Below are 19,865 nucleotides of genomic sequence, written 5' to 3'. Positions count from 1 at the left end.
GGCCAGCACACACGACGCGGCCGACCGCCTGACCTGCGGGTCGATGCACGCGTACATCGACGTCGCGCTCCCGACCGCGGCCCGTACGGAAGAACCCCGGGCCCATCTCCTCGGCCGTGGGCAAGCCACTCGATGCCGCCAACGTCCGCCGTGCCTTCCGCCAGGCGCTCAAGGGCATCGACGGGATCAACGCCGACGAATGGACGCCTTGTCCCTCCGGAGGAGATCTCTCGGCTTGTCGGGCACTCCGGGACGGCTGTGACCGAGGAGGTCTACCGGAAGCAGATAAGGCCGGTACTGAATTCAGTACCGGCCTTATCTTCTGTTTCGGCTGTCGGGGTGGCGGGATTTGAACCCACGACCTCTTCGTCCCGAAGCAACTTGGGCGGGGGCGCGGCCTTGGGCTGGTGTGCTTCTCACCTGCGTCAATGGTCCGCAGGCGTCCGTGCTCGTTCGCCGGTGTGCGCCGACGTTGTCACGCAGTTGGGCACTCACCCCCGACTGCGCCCTACTTCTTGCGACGCTTGCTCGCCCTCTTCTTCAGCTCGGCCTGGCCGCGCTTCGTCCAGTCGCCTTGGTGTCGGTAGCAGCGTGAGGTGCCCTTCAGCGTCTTGTTCTGGCAACGCCCTCCAGATGCCGTCGGCCAGCCGCACTTGCTCTGCTTCCACTCGCCCACGGTTCCCCCCCGGGTAGTCCGCTTGAAGACTCGGCACTCAGCGTGCAGCGTCGCGCAAGCACTGTGTAGGGCGCATAATCCACGGTGTGAAAGCTCCGTGCGCGCGCGAGTAGGTACAGCACGTCGCGCATACAAGCCTTCAGTGTTCGGTGGGTGCTCCAGGAGGCGGTGGACGAGGCCATTCACCTGCGCTCATGGTCGACTTCCCATACGCTACGGCCCACGGCATGCCGCCGTCATGGCCAGGGGGAGCATGGTGGAGCAGCTTCAGAGGCTCGTTGTCGGCTACGGCGAATGTGCACAGAAGCCCGTGCGCTTCCGTCCAGGAACATGGCACCCGCGGTTGGCGTCGCATGGGGCGGCGCATGTACTCGATATCGGCGTTGAATCCCTGGGTAAGCCGGCCGGTGACCGTCTGATCGAACGCGGCGACTTGGCCCGTCTCCGTGACCTCGCTGGTGATGACCCCGACGGCCTGCGTGACCTGTTCGTAGCTGTCATGGTCTGGGGCTCAGGCACCACCAACGGACGCGGGCCGCGGTACACCGAAGCGGCCCTGTCCGACCCGCGCCTGCCCAGAGTCCTTCGGACCACACGCCATGCCGTCCGAAGCGGAGACCTGAGCGGGGCCTACCGGCAGTTCGTCCTTAGTGGAGTGGGACGATCCTTCTTTACCAAGTGGTTCGCGGCCGTGGACGATCGTGAAGCCGCGTGTGAACGGGCCTTGATCCTCGACGACCGCGTCTTTCGTTCGCTGAACGCCCTCGGGTGGTCGAGCTGGAAGGCGGCGGGCACCCGCCATTGGCCCACCCGATACACCACTTACGTCAGTGCCATGCACGTCTGGGCCTCGGAGCTTGGTGTCACACCGGACTGGCTCGAATGGCTCCTCTTCCATCTGAACGGTCACGTAGACGAGACTTGAGCTTGGGAAGAGCTAAGGGCATCTAGGGCTTACCCCGAGGCTGACCTGCGACTGAGCGGCGCCGACGCCTGGTGCGAGGTCGGCTGGCTCCCCAGTGTTCCCCGTGGCTCTCCGCACGATCTGGCACGGGTCTGGCACGACCTCTTCGTCCTGAACTCTCGGCGGGACGGCCATTGCGGTCCAGCACGCAGGTCGTGGGGTCTTCCACGGCCTTTGGTGGTCGGTTGCGGTGGTTGCTGTACTTCGCTGTTGTACAGCAACCACCGCAGATGCCCAGAGACTGCCTCAGGTCGGCGAACACCTGCGCCCCTACGATGCAGGCCATGGGGACATCTGATTCCGCACCGCTCATACGCGCCTGTTGGCTTTCATGGCTCGCGGTCGAGACTGTCGATCAGGCGGAGGTAGTGATGGCCCTCGGCTTGACGGAGGTACAGGAGACGAGCTGGACCGAGGGTGTGGCACTCATCGACGAGGTGGCGCACGACGAGGAGGAGCCGTTCTCCACCGTTGTAGTCACGCCGCCGATGCAGGGGTGGACCCTGGTCATCGGGCCGTACTTCGGCCTGCCATACACCCAGCAGACGGCGCACGTCACCAGCCTGTGCCGAGATTTGAGCGCGGTCTTCGGTAAGGCCCAACTCTTCTTCCACAGTGAACAGAACGACGGAGAAGCGTGGCTGATCGCCGAAGGCGGACGGATTCTCAGGCGCTGGATCAGTGAGTACCCGGAGCTCGCCATGGGCGAACCGTTCGGCGTGGAGCGACGACTTCTCGATGCCTACGGAATCACGGGCAAGCCCGAGGATCTCGATCCCGACAGCGACCTCGCTGGTGACTGGGCAGCCACTTGGGGAGATTGCTGGGCCACGACGGTCGCAGAGGAATCGAGCATCGATCCCACGAGCGCCGCCGCCGACACAGGCTCGATCAGCAGCATGCTGATGGCAGCCGCTCCGACCTGCGAGTAGGCGTACGGCCGCCTGCCACCGAACGGGGTACCGCCGACCACCGCTTTAGGAGTTCGATCCGAGCACTCTGTGGCTGCTGTTGGTGGCTGGTACGACGGCCGGTTAGCTACGCAAGGGGGCCGCCCCCATCCGCCGTCGTTGATGTCAGCAGTGGATGTCAGAAGCTTTCTGATCCGTAGCTATAGAGAGATGGGTCGGAGACGGTCATACAGGTTGCGTTCTGGCCTCCAGGGGGCGCTACGGGGTGGGGCCGGTTGCTGTGGTGGCTGTATCTGGCTGCTGTACAGCAGGATCCGGGCGGGGGTGACGGGGGTGGAGCGGGAACGACTCGAACGACTGCTGGTCGGTAGCGATGAGGCGTCTGTAGCCGCTCTGGCGGCGCTCCGCTGCGGCGGCTCCTACATGGTCTGGGACGGGGCTACGTCGGCCGAGTTGCTCGCCCGTGTCTATGGACGCCGGCTGCGACTTACGCGTCGTCGGGGCATCGAGACCACCAACTTGGAACGCGCCGTGGAGTTGCTCGGTCGGCATCAGCAGCCGGTTCGCTTGGGGCAGATCAGGACTGCCGATGGCTCGTGGACGTTCATGCTGTTCCTCACTGATGACGGCAGCAAGCTGACCGCCTGCACCGGCGTGCGGCGGGTGCAGGTTTGAGCCCCGGTCGACGACAGTCAGCCACGACGGCGCGTCGGCTGACCAGTGACGCGCGCGTGTGCTCCGCTGCACCCCCGCCGGCCCCCGCCACGCTGTAGGTGTCGTCGACCAGAGCAAGTCGTGACGGCCGGCCCGTGGCAACGGTAACGGGCCATTAGCTCGTCCACGGGCAGATGCCGGGGTGACCTGGCATGGGGGCTGAGGGGGTTGGCTGGCTTGGTTGGTTCCCGTCGTTCCCTGCGTGATCTAGTACGACCGTCTGCTCAGTGAGCGTTTTCCATGCTCAAGTTGAGCTGGCCTGATGCAGGCAGAGGACAGCCTGGACGAGGACCGTGATGCGGGTTGTCGAGCAACGGAGCTTGCGGAGGAGTCGCCAGGACTTGAGGGTGGCGACGGCTTGCTCGACGAGCGCCCGGATCTTGGCGTGGGATCGATTGACGGCCTGCTGCCCTGCAGAAAGCGTCTCCCACCGGCCGCGGCAGGGGACACGGACCGTGCCTCCGGCGCCCTGGTAGCCCTTGTCGGCCCAGCAGTTGACGTCGGCCTCGGCAAGCGCGTCGATGATGCCGTGCTTCCGTGCCGCACGGACGTCGTGAACGGCCCCGGGCAGGGCTGGCGAGGCCCACACCAGGCGGCCGGAAGGATCCGCGATCACCTGCACGTTCATCCCGTGTTTCTTGTGCTTGCCGGAGTAGAAAGGCCGGTCGGCGGCGATTCGGCCAATCGGCAGCAGCGTCCCGTCCAGCAGGACGAATGCCTTCATCGACGCCGCCCGGACCGCCTCGGCGAGCGTCGGGGCAAGGACGGCCAGGACCTCAACCGCCTCGGTGACGTAGCGGTAGGCGGTGGTGGTGCCCACTCCGAACCCGGCCGCAAGCTGCACATACGGATGACCGTTGCGGAGATGGGCGAGGGCGAGCAGAGCCTGCCGACCCGGGCTCAGTCGCCGCCACCGGGTGCCGAGACTACGGCGGTGTTCCCGCAGACGGGCGGAGAGGAAGCGGAGGGCAGAACTGGACACGTCCAGCCCCGACGGGTAAACAAGCACGTGAAGCCTTTAGTAGAGACGGATTTCTTGGTCGAAAACCATCTACCAGGGGCTTCACCCGTGTGTCAGGCCAACTGGCAAGCTGCCGAAGCAGAATGAAAACGCTCCTTGGCTAACGATCTCGCGCATGCGAACCCCGACATCATGGGTCAGCTGGTTGTCCTGACCGGTGCACTGCTGCGCCCGCGGGGTCGACCGCTGAGCTCGGCGTCGAGTGTCTCTTGAGCCACGCGCATGGCCTCGGCGTATACGGGGTCCTGCAGTCGCTTCCACATCTCGCCCTCAGAGACGTCCTCCACGCAGCTGACCACCCACCAGATGTTGCCGAAGGGGTCCTTGATGCGCCCTCCGCGCTGTCCGAAGGCGTCGTCGGTCAGGGAAGTGACAATATGGCCGCCGGCTGCGACAGCCTGTGAGAACGCCTCGTCCGCATCGGCAACAAACACGCGCAGCAGGCTCGGCATGGTGGGCCAGTCCGCGTGTCGGTCGAAGGCCAACACGACGGTGTCGCCGACTCGAATTTCACCGTGACCGATCAAGCCATCCTCGGTCGAGACCCGCCCGAGCACCTCACCCCCGAACGCCTGGGCTACGAAGTCGAGGAAGGCCCCCGTGTCGTCGGTGACGACCCAGGGCGCAACGGTGGTGTAGCCCTCCGGCGCGGGGCTGGTCTGCTCGGGCATCGCGGTCCTTTCGCTGATGTTGGTGGCAGCAGCGACGATATGGGCGCTTTAGGTCAGTCCCTGTCCTAGACCGCAGTGAGCTTGAGTCGCAACCTGTGCTACCTCGCGAATGCTCGCGCTGTTCTTGCCAGGCCCCGCCATTGGCTCCTGTCCCCTTCAGCCTGAGGTTGGAAAACGCTCAGTGAGCTGGACGCTTCTCCGAACCCGTACACACCGACGCGCTTACTCGTACAGCGGCACAGACTTGTCTCGCTGCTCTCCGACCGGGGCATCCCTCTGGAGGAGATCTCTCGGCTCGTCGGGCACTCCAGGACTGCCGTGACTGAGAAGGTGGCGGAAGTAGATCCGGCCCGTGATCCAGACTGGAGCTGTGGTCATGGACGGCATCTTCGGCGCGCAGGAACGGCGCCCGTGGGCAGGCGAGAAGCGGTAGTCAGCAGAAACAGGTGAGGCACCTAGGAACGTTCCTAGGTGCCTCACCTGCTGTTACGGCTGTCGGGGTGGCGGGATTTGAACCCACGACCTCTTCGTCCCGAACGAAGCGCGCTGCCAAGCTGCGCTACACCCCGATGTCGCTGCTCTCGCGGCGACGTCGTTTACTTTAGCCCACTGGTGGCCGGAGACGAAATCCGGTTTAGCCACGGTGGCGGACCGGGCTCGGGCGGACGTGGTCCAGGGTGACGAGGAGGACCGCCACGGCGTAGATGGCGAGGCCGATGAGGAGGGCGTTCGCCAGGGTGTCGCGGTAGCCGTGGGTCTGGGCGTCGAGGAAGGGATAGAGGTAGCGGGACGGGGTGGAGGGGGGCAGGAACGCGGCCTGGGCGAGGTAGAAGGCCAGGTAGGCCAGGGGGTAGAGGAGCCAGGTCGCGGCGTTGCGGAGGTGCAGGCGGGCCGCGGGGGTGAGCAGGAGCCAGTCCAGGAGGGCCGCCAGCGGGGCCACCGTGTGGAGGAGCTGGAGCGCCGCCCACTGGCCGTGCCAGCGGGCCGGCGGCGGAGCCGCTCCCGTCATGGTGAACGGGGGCGTGGTGTGGGCCAGCAGCAGGTGGTACGTCAGCGCGGCGATCAGGATGTGCAGCAGCGCGGCGCCGGTCACGGCCGCGGGCAGCGGACGTCGGGTCCGCCAGGCTCTGGAGGCCGACGAGAGCATGACGACGGCCAGCAGGATGCCGACCTGGACGCTGAAGTGGCTGAGGGTCCGGGTGGGGGAGCCGAGGAGCAGTTCCAGGGCGACACCGGCAGCCGCCGTGACGGCGGTCAGGAGCCGGAACAGCGCTGCCAGCGGACGGTGCACCGGGGCCACCACCGCCGTGGCCGGGACCGGGGCGGGCAGCCGGCGGGGCGGGTGCGGTAGCGCGGGCAGGTCCGGGATGTCCCTGGGTATCGGGGCGGTCATGCCCTCACGCTAGGCAGGGGGGATGAATGGGGCTATTGGGGCGGTCTGAATGGGTGTGTGGCTGCCGGGCCACCGACGTTCGCCGGGCAGCGAGATTCGCTCTCTCGGAGAGATCCGCTGGTCACCGACATCCGCTGGTCATCACCGACAATCGCCGATCCACTGAGAACCGCCGATCCACCAAGATTCGTCGGCCCAAGAAATCACCAGCCCCCAGGGGCAGCCTGGGCCACCCAAGCTGCCCGGGCCGTCTGGGCCCCTGAGCCACATGGAGCGTCAGCGGCGGCTGGGGCACCAGAGGCCGCCTCCGGCCCCCAGTCCTGAGCCCCGGGCCATCGACCCCGAGACTCCCTAGCCCCGCCCCCCGCCCCCGGGGTTTCGCTACTCCCGCCCCACCAGCGTCAGCAGCGTCGCCTCCGGTGGGCAGGCGAAGCGGACGGGGGTGTAGCGGTTGGTGCCGCAGCCCGCCGAGACGTGCAGGTATGACGTGCGGCCCTCCGCCGTGTGCCGGGACAGGCCCTTCACGCGGTCCGTGTCCAGGTCGCAGTTGGTGACGAGGGCGCCGTAGAAGGGGATGCACAGCTGGCCGCCGTGCGTGTGGCCGGCCAGGACCAGGGGGTAGTCGTCCGCCGTGAAGGCGTCGAGGACGCGCAGGTAGGGAGCGTGGACGACGCCCATCGAGAAGTCGTACGAGCCGGAGGGGCCGCCCGCCACCTGCGCGTAGCGGTCGCGCTTGATGTGCGGGTCGTCCAGGCCGGTCAGCTCGATCGACACGCCCTCCACCTTCAGGGCGCCCCGGGTGTTCGTCAGGTTCAGCCAGCCCGCCGCGTCGAAGCCGTCCCTGATGTCCTCCCAGGGGTTGTGGACCACGCCCACGGCCGGGGGGTTGCCGTTCAGGCCGTGGCGGCCGCTCATCTTCTCCACCAGGTAGCGGGCGGGGTTGCGGGGCCTGGGGCCGTAGTAGTCGTTGGAGCCGAAGACGTACGCGCCCGGGAACTCCATCAGCGGGCCGAGCGCGTCCAAGACGTCCGGGACGCCCTCGGGGTCCGAGAGGTTGTCGCCCGTGTTGATCACGAAGTCCGGGCGCAGCCCCGCGAGCGACTGCAGCCAGCGCTGCTTCTTGCGCTGGCCGCGCACCATGTGGATGTCGGAGACCTGGAGGACACGCAGCGGGCCCATGCCCGGCGGGAGGACCGGGACCGTCACCCGTCGGAGGCGGAAGGAACGGGCCTCGAAGCCCGCCGCGTAGGCCACTCCGGCGGCGCCTGCCGCCATGATTCCCAGGGGTACTCCGTATCGCGCGCGCATACGACCATCGTGTCAGACCCGGCGGTCGGTCAGGGACCGGCCGCCGCTAAATCGGTGGGCGTCCGCGCTCCGGTACCTGAGACAATCGTCCCCATGACCACCACGCTCAAGTCGAAGCTGCAGGACGACCTCAACGCCGCGATCAAGGAGCGCGACGAGCTCCGCTCCTCGACGCTCCGGCTGACCCTCACCGCGATCACCAAGGAGGAGGTCGCGGGCAAGGAGAAGCGCGAGCTCTCCGACGACGAGGTGCAGAAGGTGATCACCCGCGAGGCGAAGAAGCGCCGTGAGGCGGCCGACGCCTTCGCGCAGGGTGGTCGCCCCGAGCAGGCCGAGCGGGAGAAGGCGGAGGGCGAGGTCCTCGCCGCCTACCTGCCGAAGCAGCTCAGCGACGACGAGCTGAACGCGATCGTCGCCCAGGCCGTCGAGGAGGCGAAGGCGGGCGGCGCCGAGGGGCCGCGGGCCATGGGCGCCGTCATGAAGATCGTGAACCCGAAGGTGGCCGGCCAGGCCGAGGGCGGCCGCGTCGCCGCCGCGGTGAAGAAGCTGCTGCAGGGCTGAGACACGGGCCCGGCCCCGTACCCACGGGGCCCGGACCCGTACTCCCAAGGGGACCCGGACCCGTACCCTCACGGGGGCCCAGTACCCCCACAGGGGCGCGGGCCCGACCTGCACCCCTGTGCGGCCCGGCCGGTCTGCCGCACGCACGACGGCGGGGCCGCACCCTCATCCATCGAGGGTGCGGCCCCGCCGTTTGACGCTTATCCATCGAGGGTGCGGCCCCGCCGTTTCACGGTCGCCGCCGGGCCGAGAGGCCGTGCCTATCCCCGGCGCCCGCCGTTCCCGTTCCCGTGGGTACCGCCGTTCGTCTGGCCCTGGAGGAAGCCGCCGGGGAGGGAGAAGGTCGGGGTCGGTGCGGTGCCGCCGGTGTCACCGCCCTGGCTTGTTCCCCCGGCCGTCAGTCCGCCGATCAGGCCCCCGAGTGTTCCCCCCGTGTTTCCCCCGTTCCTGTCGCGTCCCCCCTGATCGCCTTTTCCCTGGTCACCACCGTCCTTCTGGTCGTCCGGGATGTCGACCAGCTGGAAGTCGGGGGCGTCCTTGCCGGAGAGGGCGCCGGCCATGGCGTCCCGCCAGATCGGACCGGGGACCTGCCCGCCGAAGACCAGGTCGCGGTAGACGCCGCCGATCCTGATCCCGGTCATCTTCACGTTCTGCTTGGCGCTGCCCACCCAGACCGCACCGGACATGTTGGGGGTGTAGCCGACGAACCAGGCGTTCTTGCGCTCGTCGGTCGTACCCGTCTTGCCCGCGCTCTCACGGTCGCTCAGGCCCGCCTCCTGGCCGGTGCCGGAGTCGACCACACCGCGCAGCAGGGTGTTGACCGTGTCTGCGGTCTTCTCGCTCATCGCCCGCGAGCAGGTCGACTTGGGCACCTCGAGCGACTTCTGCTCGTTGCCGACCTTCTGGACGATCGACTCGATGGCGACCGGGGTGCAGTACATACCGCGGGAGGCGAAGGTGGCGTAGGCGCTCGCCATGGTCAGCGGGGAGAGGCCGATCGAGCCGAGCGCGATCGACGGGGTCTCCGGGAGCTTCGAGCCGTCGCCCTGCACCACGTGGAGCGCGTCGGTCATCTTGACCACCGGGCACAGGCCGATGTCGGAGATGAGCTGCACGAAGTAGGTGTTGATGGACTTGGCCATCGCCTCCTTCATGCGGTACGGGCCCTTCTCCGACTCGTTCTCGTTCTCGACCGTCTCGCCCTTGGTGTTGACGTACGGGTTGCTGCTGCACCGCTGGACGGGGCTCGGGTAGTTCATCTTGTACGGCGCCGAGTACTCCTGCGTCGCGGGCTTGCCGCCCTCGATCGCGGCCGCCGCCACGAACGGCTTGAACGTCGAACCGGTCGGGAAGCCGTAGTTGGAGCCGCCCATGTCCCGGTTGACCGAGAAGTTGTACTCCGTCTCGTTGTCGCCGTAGCCGAACGGCTTCGACTGGCCCATGGCCAGGACCTTGCCGGTGCCGGGCTCGACCAGCGTGGCGGCCGCGGCGACCTTGTCGGACTTGTAGACGTGGTCCTTCAGCGAGGCCTGGACGGAGTCCTGGGCCTGCGGGTCGAGCGTCGTACGGATCGTCAGACCGCCGCGGTTCCAGAGCTTGGCGCGCTCCTCGCGGGTCTTGCCGAAGGTCGGGTCGGTCAGGAAGACGTTCTCCACGTACTTGCAGAAGAACGCCGAGCCCTTGGTGGCGGTGATGCAGCCGTTCTTCGGCTGGCTGACGTGCAGTCCGAGCGGCGCCTCCTTCGCCCGGTCGGCCTCCGCCTGGGAGACGTTGCCGACCTCCGCCATGCGCTGCAGCACGGTGTTGCGCCGCTTGGTGGCCTCGGCCTCGTCGTTCACCGGGTCGTAGCGGCTCGGGGACTGCACGATGCCGGCCAGCAGCGCCGACTCCTGCAGGTTCAGGTCCTTGGCGTGCTTCGAGAAGTAGCGCTGGGCGGCCGCCTCGACGCCGTAGGCCTGTTCGCCGAAGAAGGTGATGTTCAGGTAGTTCTCGAGGATCTTCTTCTTGCCGAGCTTCTCCTCGATCTGGATCGCGTACTTCAGCTCCTTGACCTTGCGGCCGAGGGTCTGCTGGGTGGCCTCGGCGACCTTCGTCGGGTCGTCGCCGGCCTCCTCGATGAAGTAGTTCTTCACGAGCTGCTGGGTGAGGGTGGAGGCGCCCTGCGCGACCCCGCCGCTCTGCGCGTTCTTGTTGAGGGCGCGCAGCACGCCCTTGAGGTCGATCGCGCCGTGCTTGTAGAAGCGCGAGTCCTCGATCGCGACGATCGCCTTCTGCATGTACGGCGAGATGTTCTTGAGGTCCACCACCGTGCGGTCACGGGAGTAGACGGTCGCGAGCTGCCGCCCCTTGCTGTCCAGTATGGTCGTGCGCTGGCTGAGCTGGGGGCTCTTGAGGTTGGCCGGGATCTCGTCGAAGCCTTGCACCGAGCCCTTGGCCGCGAGGCCCAGGGCGCCGGCTGCGGGCAGCGCGATGCCCGCCATCACGGCTCCCGCGAGCACACTGACACCGAGGAACTTGGCAGCCTGCTGCGTTGCGGACAGGCCGCCGCTCGAGCGCTTCTTTGCCATGGGGGCAGCCTAATCCGTACTTATGAGCGTTCCGAGGGAGCGGCCCTGCGTCGGGAGGTTCGGGTGCCGGATCGTGACGTGCGCGTTCCGGGCCGGGCGGCCGGCGGCCGCTGTCACGGCACGACGAAGAGCGGCCCAGGTTCTCATTCGCCGGACAGGCGCAAAGGCCTTGGCCTAAGCTGCTCGTAACTGTCACAGCGGCGCGGCCACACATCAATACGTCCGACGACCCCGAATCGTTCCGGAAGTACCCCTGGTTCTCTGGCGGGGCGTGTCTGAATCCGCCTCGTGTGTCACCTGGCGCCCGGTGTGGCGCACCGCAGCCGTCCCGGTATGCCGGGATGGTCGCGCATGTCGTCAGCTCACTCCCCCGGGTGATCTGCCGCTTACCCATAGTCCGTTCGGACCATTCAAGATTGGGCCCGACGGGGGTGTTGCGCCGTGCCCACCTTCCGTAACGTCCTCAACTGGCTGCGGTGAATATGCCGCTGCCGCCGTGGGGGAGCCTCGATTCGGGAGAGGACGGCGCCGGTATGGGCTGGGTAACCGACTGGAGTGCGCAGGCTGCCTGCCGCACTACCGATCCGGATGAACTGTTCGTGCAGGGAGCAGCGCAGAACAGGGCCAAGGCGGTGTGCACCGGATGCCCGGTACGCACCGAATGCCTGGCTGACGCGCTGGACAATCGCGTCGAGTTCGGCGTGTGGGGAGGCATGACGGAGCGGGAGCGCCGCGCACTGCTGCGCAGGCGGCCCACCGTGACCTCATGGCGCCGGCTGCTGGAGACCGCGCGTTCGGAGTACGAGCGCGGCGCCGGCATCGTGTCCCTCGACAGCGACGAGGTCTACGAGAACTACGCCGCGGTCAGCTGAGGGCGACGCCTCAGGTGCCGACCCGTCAGCCGCCCGGGGTGGGCAGGGTCCGGGCGGGCGCGGTCGAGGCGACGGCCGCCACGAGAGCGGCCCGCGTTACGATCCGGCCCTCGGCGCGGCGCCGGACGGCCGGTGCGCGCCGGTCCACGCACCGCTCGCAGCGCGGATGACGCGCGCCGTACGCAGCGCTGGTGACGCGCGTCGTACGCAGCGCGGGTGACCTGCGCCATGCGCGCGCGTCGGCACCCGCGCGCCAACACCGTGCGCCGAGCAGACCCGTGCGCACCTGCCCGGGTGCGCCAGCGCCGCGCGCACGGCGGGCGCGCACACGCACGCGGGGTACGGGCACGGGTGCGCAGGCATGTCTGCGCACCCCGCGCTAGGACAGCTCCGTACGCCCCGCCGCCAGGCGGTCGCCGATGTCGCGCAGGCCCGTGAGGTCGTGCACGTCGCCGGGCAGCGCGGGCACCTCGACGACCGCCACCTCGGGGTGGCGGGCCAGGAAGCGGTCGCGCGTGCGCTGCTCGCGCGCGAGCAGGTGCATGCGCTCGGCGTGCAGCCTCAGCAGGCCTGCTGTGAGCTGGTCCACGGTTCGCTCCGGGTCCGCGGCGGGGGAGCCGTCGTCGGTGTCGGCGGGGGAGCCTTCGACCGGAGCCGTCGGAGCAGCGGGGGTTCCTGAACTGCCGTACGTGTCGGGAGAGTTACGAAGTCCAGCTTTCCCGTCCCCCTGATCCACAATGCGGGGGTCCGCAAGATTTTCCGCGGCGTCCAGGGCCCGCTCCGCCGACAGCCGGCCGGCGCCGCTGCCGTGCACCCGGTTGAGCACCAGTCCCACCAGCGGCATGTCCTCGGCGGCCAGCCGCTCCACGAAGTACGCCGCCTCGCGCAGCGCGTCGCGCTCCGGCGCCGCCACCACCAGGAACGCCGTACCGGGCGCCTGGAGCAGCTTGTACGTGGCGTCCGCGCGGGTGCGGAAGCCGCCGAAGGTGGTGTCCATCGCGGCCACGAAGGTCTGCACGTCCTTCAGCAGCTGACCGCCCAGCAGCTTGCCCAGGGTGCCGGTCATCATCGACATGCCCACGTTGAGGAAGGCCATCCCCGCGCGGCCGCCCAGTTTGGCCGGGGCGGTCAGCAGGCGGATCAGCCGGCCGTCCAGGAAGGAGCCGAGCCGCTTGGGCGCGTCCAGGAAGTCCAGCGCCGAGCGGGAGGGCGGGGTGTCGACCACGATCAGGTCCCACTCGTCCCGCGCCCGCAGCTGCCCCAGCTTCTCCATCGCCATGTACTCCTGCGTGCCCGCGAAGCCCGCCGAGAGCGACTGGTAGAAGGGGTTCGCCAGGATCGCGGCCGCCCGCTCCCCGTCCGCGTGCGCCTCCACGACCTCGTCGAAGGTGCGCTTCATGTCGAGCATCATCGCGTGCAGCTCGCCGTCGCCCTCGGTGCCCTTGACCCGCCGGGGCACGTTGTCCAGGGAGTCGATGCCCATCGACTGGGCGAGCCGCCGGGCCGGGTCGATGGTGAGGACGACCACCTTGCGGCCCCGCTCGGCCGCCCGCAGGCCCAGCGCCGCGGCCGTCGTCGTCTTGCCGACGCCGCCCGAGCCGCAGCACACCACGATCCGGGTGTCCGGGTCGTCCAGCAGCGGATCGACGTCCAGCACGTGCTCGGGGGAGAGGTGGGGGCGGGCGGCGTCCTGCGCCTCGGCCGGGTCCGTACTCATGACAACCCCTGCTTCCGCAGTTCGGTGGCGAGTTCGTAGAGGCCCGCCAGGTCCATGCCCTCGGTGAGCAGCGGCAACTCGTGCAGCGGCAGCTCCAGCTCGCCCAGCACCGCGCGCTGCTCCTGCTCCAGCGCGTACCGCTCGGCGTACTCCGAGGCCTGCTCCAGCAGCGGGTCGACCAGCCGCTCGGCGTGCCCGCCGCGCCGCGCCCCGCCGAGCCCGGCGGCCGACAGGGACTGGGCGACGGAGGAGTGCGACACGGTCCGTACGAGTTCCAGGTCCGCCGCGTCCAACACCCGCGGCCGGACCATGTTCACGATGACCCGGCCCACCGGAAGCCCGGCCGCGCGCAGTTCGGAGATCCCGTCGGCGGTCTCCTGGACGGGCATCTCCTCCAGCAGCGTCACCAGGTGCACCGCCGTCTCCGGCGACTTCAGAACCCGCATCACCGCCTGCGCCTGATTGTGTATCGGGCCGATCTTCGCGAGCCCGGCGACCTCGTCGTTGACGTTGAGGAACCGGGTGATGCGCCCGGTGGGCGGCGCGTCCATCACGACGTAGTCGTACGTGAACCGCCCGGCCCTGTCCTTGCGGCGGACCGCCTCGCACGCCTTGCCGGTCAGCAGGACGTCCCGGAGCCCCGGCGCGATCGTGGTGGCGAAGTCGATCGCGCCGAGTTTCTTCAGCGCCCGGCCCGCGCCGCCGAGCTTGTAGAACATCTGGAGATACTCCAGAAGGGCCAGTTCGGGGTCGATGGCGAGGGCGTACACCTCCCCGCCACCGGGAGCGACCGCGATCTTCCGTTCTTCGTAGGGCAGCGCGTCTGTCTCGAAGAGCTGCGCGATGCCCTGCCGGCCCTCCACCTCGACGAGAAGCGTCCGCTTCCCCTCGGTGGCGAGGGCCAGCGCGAGTGCGGCGGCGACCGTCGTCTTTCCGGTCCCGCCCTTGCCGCTGACGACCTGGAGCCTGCTCACGTATTCGAGCCTAACCAGTCCGGTCGACGGGCACGCGGCAGGCTGTGGACAACGGGGCTCCCGTTCGGCCCCGCTACGCGTCCGCTCCGCCCTCGTGAGCGGCGTCGGCCGCCCTCCGCCGACCGGGTGTCCGGCCTGGCCGGCGACGTCCGTGGCCGGCCGTCCGCCCGGGCGGCCGCAGCGGCTACAGTCGGCCCATGACCAAGTGGGAATACGCAACCGTGCCACTGCTCGTCCATGCCACGAAGCAGATCCTGGACACCTGGGGCGAGGACGGCTGGGAGCTCGTCCAGGTCGTGCCCGGGCCCAACAACCCCGAGCAGCTCGTGGCGTACCTGAAGCGGGAGAAGCAGGCGTGAGCGCGGTCGAGGAGAAGCTGGCCGAACTGGGTCTGACCCTGCCGGAGGTCGTACCGCCGCTGGCGTCGTACCAGCCGGCCGTGCGGTCCGGTGCGTACGTGTACACCTCCGGTCAGCTGCCGATGGTGGAGGGCAAGCTGCCGGTCACCGGCAAGGTGGGCGCCGAGGTGACGGCCGACGAGGCCAAGGAGCTGGCGCGTACCTGCGCGCTGAACGCCCTGGCCGCCGTGAAGTCCGTCGCCGGCGACCTGGACCGCATCGCGCGCGTGGTGAAGGTCGTGGGCTTCGTCGCCTCGGCCGCCGACTTCACCGGGCAGCCCGGTGTCGTCAACGGCGCCAGCGAGCTGCTCGGCGAGGTGCTCGGCGACAAGGGCGTGCACGCCCGCAGCGCGGTGGGCGTCGCGGTGCTGCCGCTGGACGCCCCGGTGGAGGTCGAGGTCCAGGTGGAGCTCGTCCCGTAACCCCGCCGGTCCGGACGCCTCTCGAACATTCGCCCTACACGGGATAGCCTCCGGCCATGGCGAACGGTCAGTGGTACCCCCCGGAGTGGCCCGACCGCATCCGCGCGCTCGCGGACGGCACCCTCGCTCCGGTGCCCCCGAAGCGCGCGGCCACGGTGCTGCTGCTGAAGGACACCCCGGCCGGACCGGCCGTCCACATGCTGCGCAGACGCGCCTCCATGGCCTTCGCCGGAGGCGCGTACGCGTACCCCGGCGGCGGTGTCGACCCGCGTGACGACGACCGCCTGGTCCGCTGGGCGGGGCCCGCGCGCGCGTGGTGGGCCGAGCGGCTGGGCGTCGACGAGAGCGGCGCCCAGGCCGTCGTGTGCGCCGCCGTGCGGGAGACGTACGAGGAGGCGGGCGTCCTGCTCGCCGGCCCCGACGCCGGGTCGGTCGTCGGGGACACCACCGGGGACGACTGGGAGGCGGACCGCGCCGCCCTGGTCGCGCGCGAGCTGTCGTTCGCGGAGTTCCTGGACCGCCGGGGCCTGGTGCTCCGCTCCGACCTGCTGGGCGCCTGGACCCGCTGGATCACCCCGGAGTTCGAGTCCCGCCGCTACGACACCTGGTTCTTCGTGGCCGCCCTGCCCGCGGGCCAGCGCACCCGCAACGCCTCCACGGAGGCCGACCGCACCGTGTGGATCCGCCCCGGGGAGGCCGCGGCCGGGTACGACAGGGGCGAGCTGCTGATGATGCCGCCCACCATCGCCACGCTGCGCCAGCTCCTGCCGTACGACACCGCGGCCGGGGCGCTCGCGGCGGCGCCGGCGCGGGACATGACCCCGGTGCTGGCCAGGGCCCGCCTGGTGGACGGCGAGATCGTCCTGTCCTGGCCCGGGCACGACGAGTTCACCAAGCACGTGCCCACGACTGGGGCCGCCGTCGACGGGGCACCTGGGACGGGACGCGGGACGACGGCGCCGAGCAACGCGGGAGGCCTCGCATGACGGACGCGGCAGCGCTGCCCGGTCAGCCGCGGGGCGGTGTCCTCACCGGCCCGGCGACCGAACGGGCCGTCAACGTGCTCGCGCCCAACGCGTCCGCGATGACCCTGGACGGCACCAACACCTGGATCGTCGCCGAGCCCGACTCCGACCTGGCCGTGGTGATCGACCCCGGGCCCCTGGACGACGGTCACCTCGGCGCCGTCGTCGACACGGCCGAGAAGGCCGGCAAGCGCATCGCCCTGACCCTGCTCACCCACGGCCACCCCGACCACGCCGAGGGCGCCGCCCGGTTCGCCGAACTGACCCGCACGCGCGTGCGTGCCCTCGATCCGGCGCTGCGGCTCGGGGACGAGGGACTGGCCGCCGGCGACGTGATCGCGGTCGGCGGCCTGGAGCTGAGGGTGGTACCGACCCCGGGGCACACCGCGGACTCCCTGTGCTTCCATCTCCCGGCCGACCGGGCGGTGCTGACCGGGGACACCGTCCTCGGGCGCGGCACGACCGTCGTGGCCCACCCGGACGGCCGCCTGGGCGACTACCTGGACTCCCTGCGCCGCCTGCGCTCCCTGACCGTGGACGACGGCGTGCACACGGTCCTGCCGGGCCACGGGCCGGTCCTGGAGGACGCCCAGGGAGCCGTCGAGTTCTACCTCGCCCACCGCGCCCACCGCCTCGCCCAGGTCGAGACCGCGGTCGAGGACGGCTACCGCACCGCGGCCCAGGTGGTCGCGCGCGTCTACGCCGACGTGGACCGCTCCCTGTGGCCGGCCGCGGAGCTGTCGGTGCGGGCCCAGATGGACTACCTGAGCGAGCACGGGCTCATATAGCGGGCCCATGGCAGGCCCGTGCGGCGGGCTCAAGGGCTCCAGGGGCCCGGGGGCGGTTCAGAGGTCCTCGGGGCGGGGCGCCTTCACGCCGTGCACGCGCGCGTACTCCGCGGCGAGCCAGGGCCCGAGGTCATCCACGTACGACCGCAGCACGTCCGGGTCGCCGACGGGCTCGTAGCCGTACTCGGCCGCCCGGCGCATCTGCGCGGCCCGCCCGGGATGGTGGGCGCCGAACGCCCCGGCCATCTCGCGCAGGTCGCTGGTCCAGCCGTGCCAGCGGGGCATGACGAGGGTGAAACCGGTGCGCACGAGGTGCCGGGACATGAAGCGGACGAGCGGCCGCAGGGCCTCCTCGGTGCCGGCTGTCTGCCGGATCCGCTCGCGCCAGCGCGGCAGCAGCCGGGCGAGGTCGCCGTTGGTCTCCCGGGCCAGCAGGGAGTCGGGTCGGTACCGGGGCAGGTGCTCGGCCAGGTCCGGCCCGAGCAGCGGGGTGCACAGGCAGGCGACGAACCAGCCCATGTCGTACCGCTCCAGGTCGCTCAGCAGCCGGTCCCGGCCGTAGAGCAGCGTGCCGACGCCGTCGATCTGCGGGAACTCCTCGTCGAACGCCTCGCCGAAGGACCGGACGGCTTCCCGGTCGGCGTCCGAGGGCTCCTCGCGCAGCGCGAGCAGCAGATCGAAGTCGCTGCGCCCCACGCGCGCGGTGCCGCGCGGGATCGACCCGTAGAGGTACGCGCTGTGCAGCCGGGTCCCGAGAAGCTCCGGCAACCGTTCGCGCGCGGCGGCCACCACGGGACGGAACTCGTCCGTCACGCGCGTGAGGGAGCCCTCGCGGACGAGGTATCCCTCGGCGTCGAGTCCTGGACGGCGCACGCTTTCGGTCATGCGGCCACTGTGCCGCGCGCGAGGCGTCCGCGCCGCTGAATTATGGCCGCGGCGCCCGACGGCGACGGCGGGCCGCCAGGGCGGTCAGCGGGACCGCTTGGCCAGGCGCTCCACGTCCAGCAGGATCACGGCCCGCGCCTCCAGGCGGAGCCAGCCGCGCTGGGCGAAGTCCGCGAGCGCCTTGTTCACGGTCTCGCGCGAGGCGCCGACGAGCTGGGCCAGCTCCTCCTGCGTGAGGTCGTGGACGACGTGGATGCCCTCCTCGGACTGCACGCCGAAGCGGCGGGAGAGGTCCAGCAGGGCGCGCGCGACACGGCCGGGGACGTCGGAGAAGACCAGGTCGGACATGGCGTCGTTGGTCTTGCGCAGGCGCCGGGCGACGGCGCGCAGCAGGGCGCCGGCCACCTCGGGGCGCACGTTCAGCCAGGGCTGGAGGTCGCCGTGACCGAGGGCGAGCAGCTTGACCTCGGTCAGCGCGGTCGCCGTGGCGGTGCGCGGGCCCGGATCGAACAGCGACAGCTCGCCGATCAGCTCGCTGGGGCCGACGACGGCGAGCATGTTCTCGCGGCCGTCGGGGGAGGTGCGGTGCAGCTTGACCTTGCCCTCGGTGACGACGTACAGCCGGTCGCCGGGGTCGCCCTCGTGGAACAGCGAGTCACCGCGCGCGAGGGTCACCTCACTCATGGAGGCGCGGAGCTCCGCGGCCTGCTCGTCGTCGAGCGCCGCGAAAAGCGGGTTGCGCCGCAGAACGTCGTCCACGAGTTCTCTCCCTTGTCGACCTGCTCAGGGGTTCATGATCCCCCGTGTACCAGGGGACCGTGTTCCCCGTTTTGCCGGGCGGTCCAAACAGTGTGATCTGTCACAAGGATGCCGCACAGATGTCCCGGGGTACGCGGCAGGGGTCCGATCGGGGGCCGATCCCCCGGGTCCGGGGCGGATGTCGGTGCCGGGCTTTAGGCTGGCCGGGTGTCCAAAACGCCGGTGAGAGCACAGGGCAAGGGGGCTGCACGGGTGGTTGTACGTCGTGATTCCGCTGTGGGCGAACAGAGCTCCGGCGGTAGTAGTAAAAGCCGCAAAACGGCTAAAAAGGCCATGCCGGCCGGGAAGGCGGTGGCGGACGCCGAGACCGCGCCGGTGAAGAAGGCAGCGCCCGCCAGAAAGGCCGTGCCCGCCAAGAAGGCCGCCGCGAAGCCCCCGGCCGGGGAGTCCCGCACCGCACTCGTCCGCCGCGCCCGGCGCATCAACCGCGAACTCGCCGAGGTCTACCCCTACGCCCACCCGGAGCTGGACTTCGAGAACCCCTTCCAGCTGCTGGTCGCCACCGTCCTGTCGGCCCAGACCACCGACCTGCGGGTCAACCAGACCACCCCGGCGCTCTTCGCCAAGTACCCCACCCCCGAGGACCTCGCGGCGGCCGACCCGGAGCAGGTCGAGGAGATCCTGCGCCCCTGCGGCTTCTTCCGGGCCAAGACCAGGTCGGTCATAGGGCTCTCCAAGGCCCTCGCCGAGGACTTCGGCGGCGAGGTGCCGGGACGTCTCGAGGACCTGGTCAAGCTGCCCGGCGTCGGCCGCAAGACCGCCTTCGTCGTGCTGGGCAACGCCTTCGGACGGCCCGGCATCACCGTCGACACGCACTTCCAGCGGCTGGTCCGGCGCTGGCGGTGGACCGCCGAGACCGACCCCGACAAGATCGAGGCGGCCGTCGGCGCGCTGTTCCCCAAGAGCGAGTGGACCGACCTGTCCCACCACGTCATCTGGCACGGCCGCCGCATCTGCCACGCCCGCAAGCCCGCCTGCGGCGCCTGCCCCATCGCTCCGCTCTGCCCGGCCTACGGCGAGGGCGAGACCGACCCGGAGAAGGCGCGAAAGCTCCTGAAGTACGAGAAGGGCGGCTTCCCGGGCCAGCGCCTGAAGCCACCGCAGGCCTACCTCGACGCCGGCGGCAGGCCCGCGCCGCCGCTGGGGGCCGGATGACGGAACGATCTCGGTGCCCTCGGG

The 19,865-nt window shown here is 70.1% G+C and carries 19 protein-coding genes, 1 tRNA gene and 2 pseudogenes; 12 read left to right on the top strand and 10 right to left on the bottom strand.

What is annotated here, in order from left to right:
• Nucleotides 1-107 precede the first annotated feature (107 nt).
• From TNCT1_RS36170 to TNCT1_RS07640, 4 genes and pseudogenes are all read left to right on the top strand, one after another.
• Nucleotides 108-306 (top strand): annotated as a pseudogene (locus TNCT1_RS36170) (site-specific integrase); the annotation flags it as partial.
• 623 nt (nucleotides 307-929) lie between these two features.
• On the top strand, nucleotides 930-1,601 hold the full coding sequence (locus TNCT1_RS07650) for a hypothetical protein (protein ID WP_143629737.1): 672 nt from the start codon (nucleotides 930-932) through the stop codon (nucleotides 1,599-1,601).
• Between the two features lie 323 nt (nucleotides 1,602-1,924).
• Nucleotides 1,925-2,572: a hypothetical protein gene (locus TNCT1_RS07645; protein WP_143629734.1), complete on the top strand. Its 648-nt coding sequence runs from the start codon at nucleotides 1,925-1,927 to the stop codon at nucleotides 2,570-2,572.
• A gap of 303 nt (nucleotides 2,573-2,875) precedes the next feature.
• On the top strand, nucleotides 2,876-3,226 hold the full coding sequence (locus tag TNCT1_RS07640) for a hypothetical protein (RefSeq protein ID WP_308789271.1): 351 nt from the start codon (nucleotides 2,876-2,878) through the stop codon (nucleotides 3,224-3,226).
• 283 nt (nucleotides 3,227-3,509) lie between these two features.
• Here TNCT1_RS07640 and TNCT1_RS07635 read toward each other — a convergent pair whose 3' ends face one another.
• On the bottom strand, nucleotides 3,510-4,274 hold the full coding sequence (locus tag TNCT1_RS07635) for an IS5 family transposase (protein WP_143629732.1): 765 nt from the start codon (nucleotides 4,272-4,274) through the stop codon (nucleotides 3,510-3,512).
• Between the two features lie 149 nt (nucleotides 4,275-4,423).
• Nucleotides 4,424-4,957 carry a VOC family protein gene (locus TNCT1_RS07630; protein ID WP_143629730.1) on the bottom strand — a complete coding sequence of 178 codons (534 nt, stop codon included), beginning with the start codon at nucleotides 4,955-4,957 and terminating at the stop codon, nucleotides 4,424-4,426.
• A gap of 207 nt (nucleotides 4,958-5,164) precedes the next feature.
• Here TNCT1_RS07630 and TNCT1_RS36165 point away from each other — a divergent pair.
• Nucleotides 5,165-5,390, top strand: a pseudogene (locus TNCT1_RS36165) (hypothetical protein); the annotation flags it as partial.
• A gap of 62 nt (nucleotides 5,391-5,452) precedes the next feature.
• Here TNCT1_RS36165 and TNCT1_RS07620 read toward each other — a convergent pair.
• The 3 genes from TNCT1_RS07620 to TNCT1_RS07610 form a co-directional block, all read right to left on the bottom strand.
• Nucleotides 5,453-5,526: transfer RNA gene (locus tag TNCT1_RS07620), tRNA-Pro, on the bottom strand.
• 65 nt (nucleotides 5,527-5,591) lie between these two features.
• A complete protein-coding gene (locus TNCT1_RS07615; protein ID WP_143629728.1) occupies nucleotides 5,592-6,350 on the bottom strand; it encodes a Pr6Pr family membrane protein in 759 nt (252 codons plus the stop codon).
• 381 nt (nucleotides 6,351-6,731) lie between these two features.
• Nucleotides 6,732-7,658 (bottom strand): metallophosphoesterase, encoded by a 927-nt coding sequence (locus tag TNCT1_RS07610; protein ID WP_143629726.1) that lies wholly within the window; start codon nucleotides 7,656-7,658, stop codon nucleotides 6,732-6,734.
• A 93-nt stretch (nucleotides 7,659-7,751) separates the two neighbouring features.
• On the opposite strand from TNCT1_RS07610, the gene TNCT1_RS07605 reads away from it, so the two are divergent.
• Complete coding sequence (locus TNCT1_RS07605; RefSeq protein ID WP_143629724.1) at nucleotides 7,752-8,219, top strand: GatB/YqeY domain-containing protein; 468 nt, start codon at nucleotides 7,752-7,754, stop codon at nucleotides 8,217-8,219.
• Between the two features lie 260 nt (nucleotides 8,220-8,479).
• Here TNCT1_RS07605 and TNCT1_RS07600 read toward each other — a convergent pair whose 3' ends face one another.
• A complete protein-coding gene (locus tag TNCT1_RS07600; RefSeq protein WP_143629722.1) occupies nucleotides 8,480-10,786 on the bottom strand; it encodes a transglycosylase domain-containing protein in 2,307 nt (768 codons plus the stop codon).
• 533 nt (nucleotides 10,787-11,319) lie between these two features.
• Here TNCT1_RS07600 and wblA point away from each other — a divergent pair.
• On the top strand, nucleotides 11,320-11,658 hold the full coding sequence (gene wblA / locus TNCT1_RS07590) for a transcriptional regulator WblA (RefSeq protein WP_174266212.1): 339 nt from the start codon (nucleotides 11,320-11,322) through the stop codon (nucleotides 11,656-11,658).
• 379 nt (nucleotides 11,659-12,037) lie between these two features.
• Here the strand turns inward: wblA and TNCT1_RS07585 are convergent, their stop codons facing one another.
• Together TNCT1_RS07585 and TNCT1_RS07580 are read right to left on the bottom strand one after the other, a co-directional pair.
• Nucleotides 12,038-13,375 carry an ArsA family ATPase gene (locus TNCT1_RS07585; RefSeq protein ID WP_143629720.1) on the bottom strand — a complete coding sequence of 446 codons (1,338 nt, stop codon included), beginning with the start codon at nucleotides 13,373-13,375 and terminating at the stop codon, nucleotides 12,038-12,040.
• On the bottom strand, nucleotides 13,372-14,349 hold the full coding sequence (locus TNCT1_RS07580) for an ArsA-related P-loop ATPase (protein WP_143629717.1): 978 nt from the start codon (nucleotides 14,347-14,349) through the stop codon (nucleotides 13,372-13,374). Before TNCT1_RS07580 ends, TNCT1_RS07585 begins: the two co-directional genes overlap by 4 nt.
• Before the next feature lie 197 nt (nucleotides 14,350-14,546).
• Between TNCT1_RS07580 and TNCT1_RS07575 the strand changes: the two genes are divergently transcribed.
• From TNCT1_RS07575 to TNCT1_RS07560, 4 genes are read left to right on the top strand one after another with little or no spacing between them, the layout of a single operon-like run.
• On the top strand, nucleotides 14,547-14,708 hold the full coding sequence (locus TNCT1_RS07575) for a DUF4177 domain-containing protein (RefSeq protein WP_003975360.1): 162 nt from the start codon (nucleotides 14,547-14,549) through the stop codon (nucleotides 14,706-14,708).
• Nucleotides 14,705-15,169 (top strand): RidA family protein, encoded by a 465-nt coding sequence (locus tag TNCT1_RS07570; RefSeq protein ID WP_143629715.1) that lies wholly within the window; start codon nucleotides 14,705-14,707, stop codon nucleotides 15,167-15,169. The genes TNCT1_RS07575 and TNCT1_RS07570 overlap by 4 nt, the downstream gene beginning before the upstream one ends.
• A 56-nt stretch (nucleotides 15,170-15,225) precedes the next feature.
• Nucleotides 15,226-16,155: an NUDIX hydrolase gene (locus TNCT1_RS07565; RefSeq protein ID WP_143629713.1), complete on the top strand. Its 930-nt coding sequence runs from the start codon at nucleotides 15,226-15,228 to the stop codon at nucleotides 16,153-16,155.
• Nucleotides 16,152-16,982 carry an MBL fold metallo-hydrolase gene (locus TNCT1_RS07560; RefSeq protein ID WP_143629711.1) on the top strand — a complete coding sequence of 277 codons (831 nt, stop codon included), beginning with the start codon at nucleotides 16,152-16,154 and terminating at the stop codon, nucleotides 16,980-16,982. Before TNCT1_RS07565 ends, TNCT1_RS07560 begins: the two co-directional genes overlap by 4 nt.
• 57 nt (nucleotides 16,983-17,039) lie before the next feature.
• Here TNCT1_RS07560 and TNCT1_RS07555 read toward each other — a convergent pair whose 3' ends face one another.
• Both TNCT1_RS07555 and TNCT1_RS07550 read right to left on the bottom strand, forming a co-directional pair.
• Nucleotides 17,040-17,867 (bottom strand): nucleotidyltransferase domain-containing protein, encoded by an 828-nt coding sequence (locus TNCT1_RS07555; RefSeq protein WP_143629708.1) that lies wholly within the window; start codon nucleotides 17,865-17,867, stop codon nucleotides 17,040-17,042.
• An 84-nt stretch (nucleotides 17,868-17,951) separates the two neighbouring features.
• Nucleotides 17,952-18,626 (bottom strand): Crp/Fnr family transcriptional regulator, encoded by a 675-nt coding sequence (locus tag TNCT1_RS07550; RefSeq protein WP_143629705.1) that lies wholly within the window; start codon nucleotides 18,624-18,626, stop codon nucleotides 17,952-17,954.
• Nucleotides 18,627-18,959: 333 nt separating this feature from the next.
• Between TNCT1_RS07550 and nth the strand changes: the two genes are divergently transcribed.
• On the top strand, nucleotides 18,960-19,841 hold the full coding sequence (gene nth, locus TNCT1_RS07545; protein WP_235902410.1) for an endonuclease III: 882 nt from the start codon (nucleotides 18,960-18,962) through the stop codon (nucleotides 19,839-19,841).
• Nucleotides 19,842-19,865 lie beyond the last annotated feature (24 nt).

It is taken from the genome of Streptomyces sp. 1-11, from assembly GCF_007176755.1.
Taxonomy (GTDB): Bacteria; Actinomycetota; Actinomycetes; order Streptomycetales; family Streptomycetaceae; genus Streptomyces.
Note: the sequence above shows the minus strand (reverse complement) of the source record. Positions and strands in the feature narration are given on the sequence as shown.

What these genes read in the sequence shown, in the direction of transcription:
- TNCT1_RS07650 (WP_143629737.1), top strand. Translation starts at nt 930, where the DNA reads ATGGTGGAGCAGCTTCAGAGGCTCGTTGTCGGCTACGGCGAATGTGCA.
- TNCT1_RS07645 (WP_143629734.1), top strand. Translation starts at nt 1,925, where the DNA reads ATGGGGACATCTGATTCCGCACCGCTCATACGCGCCTGTTGGCTTTCA.
- TNCT1_RS07630 (WP_143629730.1), bottom strand. Translation starts at nt 4,957, where the DNA reads ATGCCCGAGCAGACCAGCCCCGCGCCGGAGGGCTACACCACCGTTGCG.
- TNCT1_RS07615 (WP_143629728.1), bottom strand. Translation starts at nt 6,350, where the DNA reads ATGACCGCCCCGATACCCAGGGACATCCCGGACCTGCCCGCGCTACCG.
- TNCT1_RS07610 (WP_143629726.1), bottom strand. Translation starts at nt 7,658, where the DNA reads ATGCGCGCGCGATACGGAGTACCCCTGGGAATCATGGCGGCAGGCGCC.
- TNCT1_RS07605 (WP_143629724.1), top strand. Translation starts at nt 7,752, where the DNA reads ATGACCACCACGCTCAAGTCGAAGCTGCAGGACGACCTCAACGCCGCG.
- TNCT1_RS07600 (WP_143629722.1), bottom strand. Translation starts at nt 10,786, where the DNA reads ATGGCAAAGAAGCGCTCGAGCGGCGGCCTGTCCGCAACGCAGCAGGCT.
- wblA (WP_174266212.1), top strand. Translation starts at nt 11,320, where the DNA reads ATGGGCTGGGTAACCGACTGGAGTGCGCAGGCTGCCTGCCGCACTACC.
- TNCT1_RS07585 (WP_143629720.1), bottom strand. Translation starts at nt 13,375, where the DNA reads ATGAGTACGGACCCGGCCGAGGCGCAGGACGCCGCCCGCCCCCACCTC.
- TNCT1_RS07575 (WP_003975360.1), top strand. Translation starts at nt 14,547, where the DNA reads ATGACCAAGTGGGAATACGCAACCGTGCCACTGCTCGTCCATGCCACG.
- TNCT1_RS07565 (WP_143629713.1), top strand. Translation starts at nt 15,226, where the DNA reads ATGGCGAACGGTCAGTGGTACCCCCCGGAGTGGCCCGACCGCATCCGC.
- TNCT1_RS07560 (WP_143629711.1), top strand. Translation starts at nt 16,152, where the DNA reads ATGACGGACGCGGCAGCGCTGCCCGGTCAGCCGCGGGGCGGTGTCCTC.
- TNCT1_RS07555 (WP_143629708.1), bottom strand. Translation starts at nt 17,867, where the DNA reads ATGACCGAAAGCGTGCGCCGTCCAGGACTCGACGCCGAGGGATACCTC.
- nth (WP_235902410.1), top strand. Translation starts at nt 18,960, where the DNA reads ATGCCGGCCGGGAAGGCGGTGGCGGACGCCGAGACCGCGCCGGTGAAG.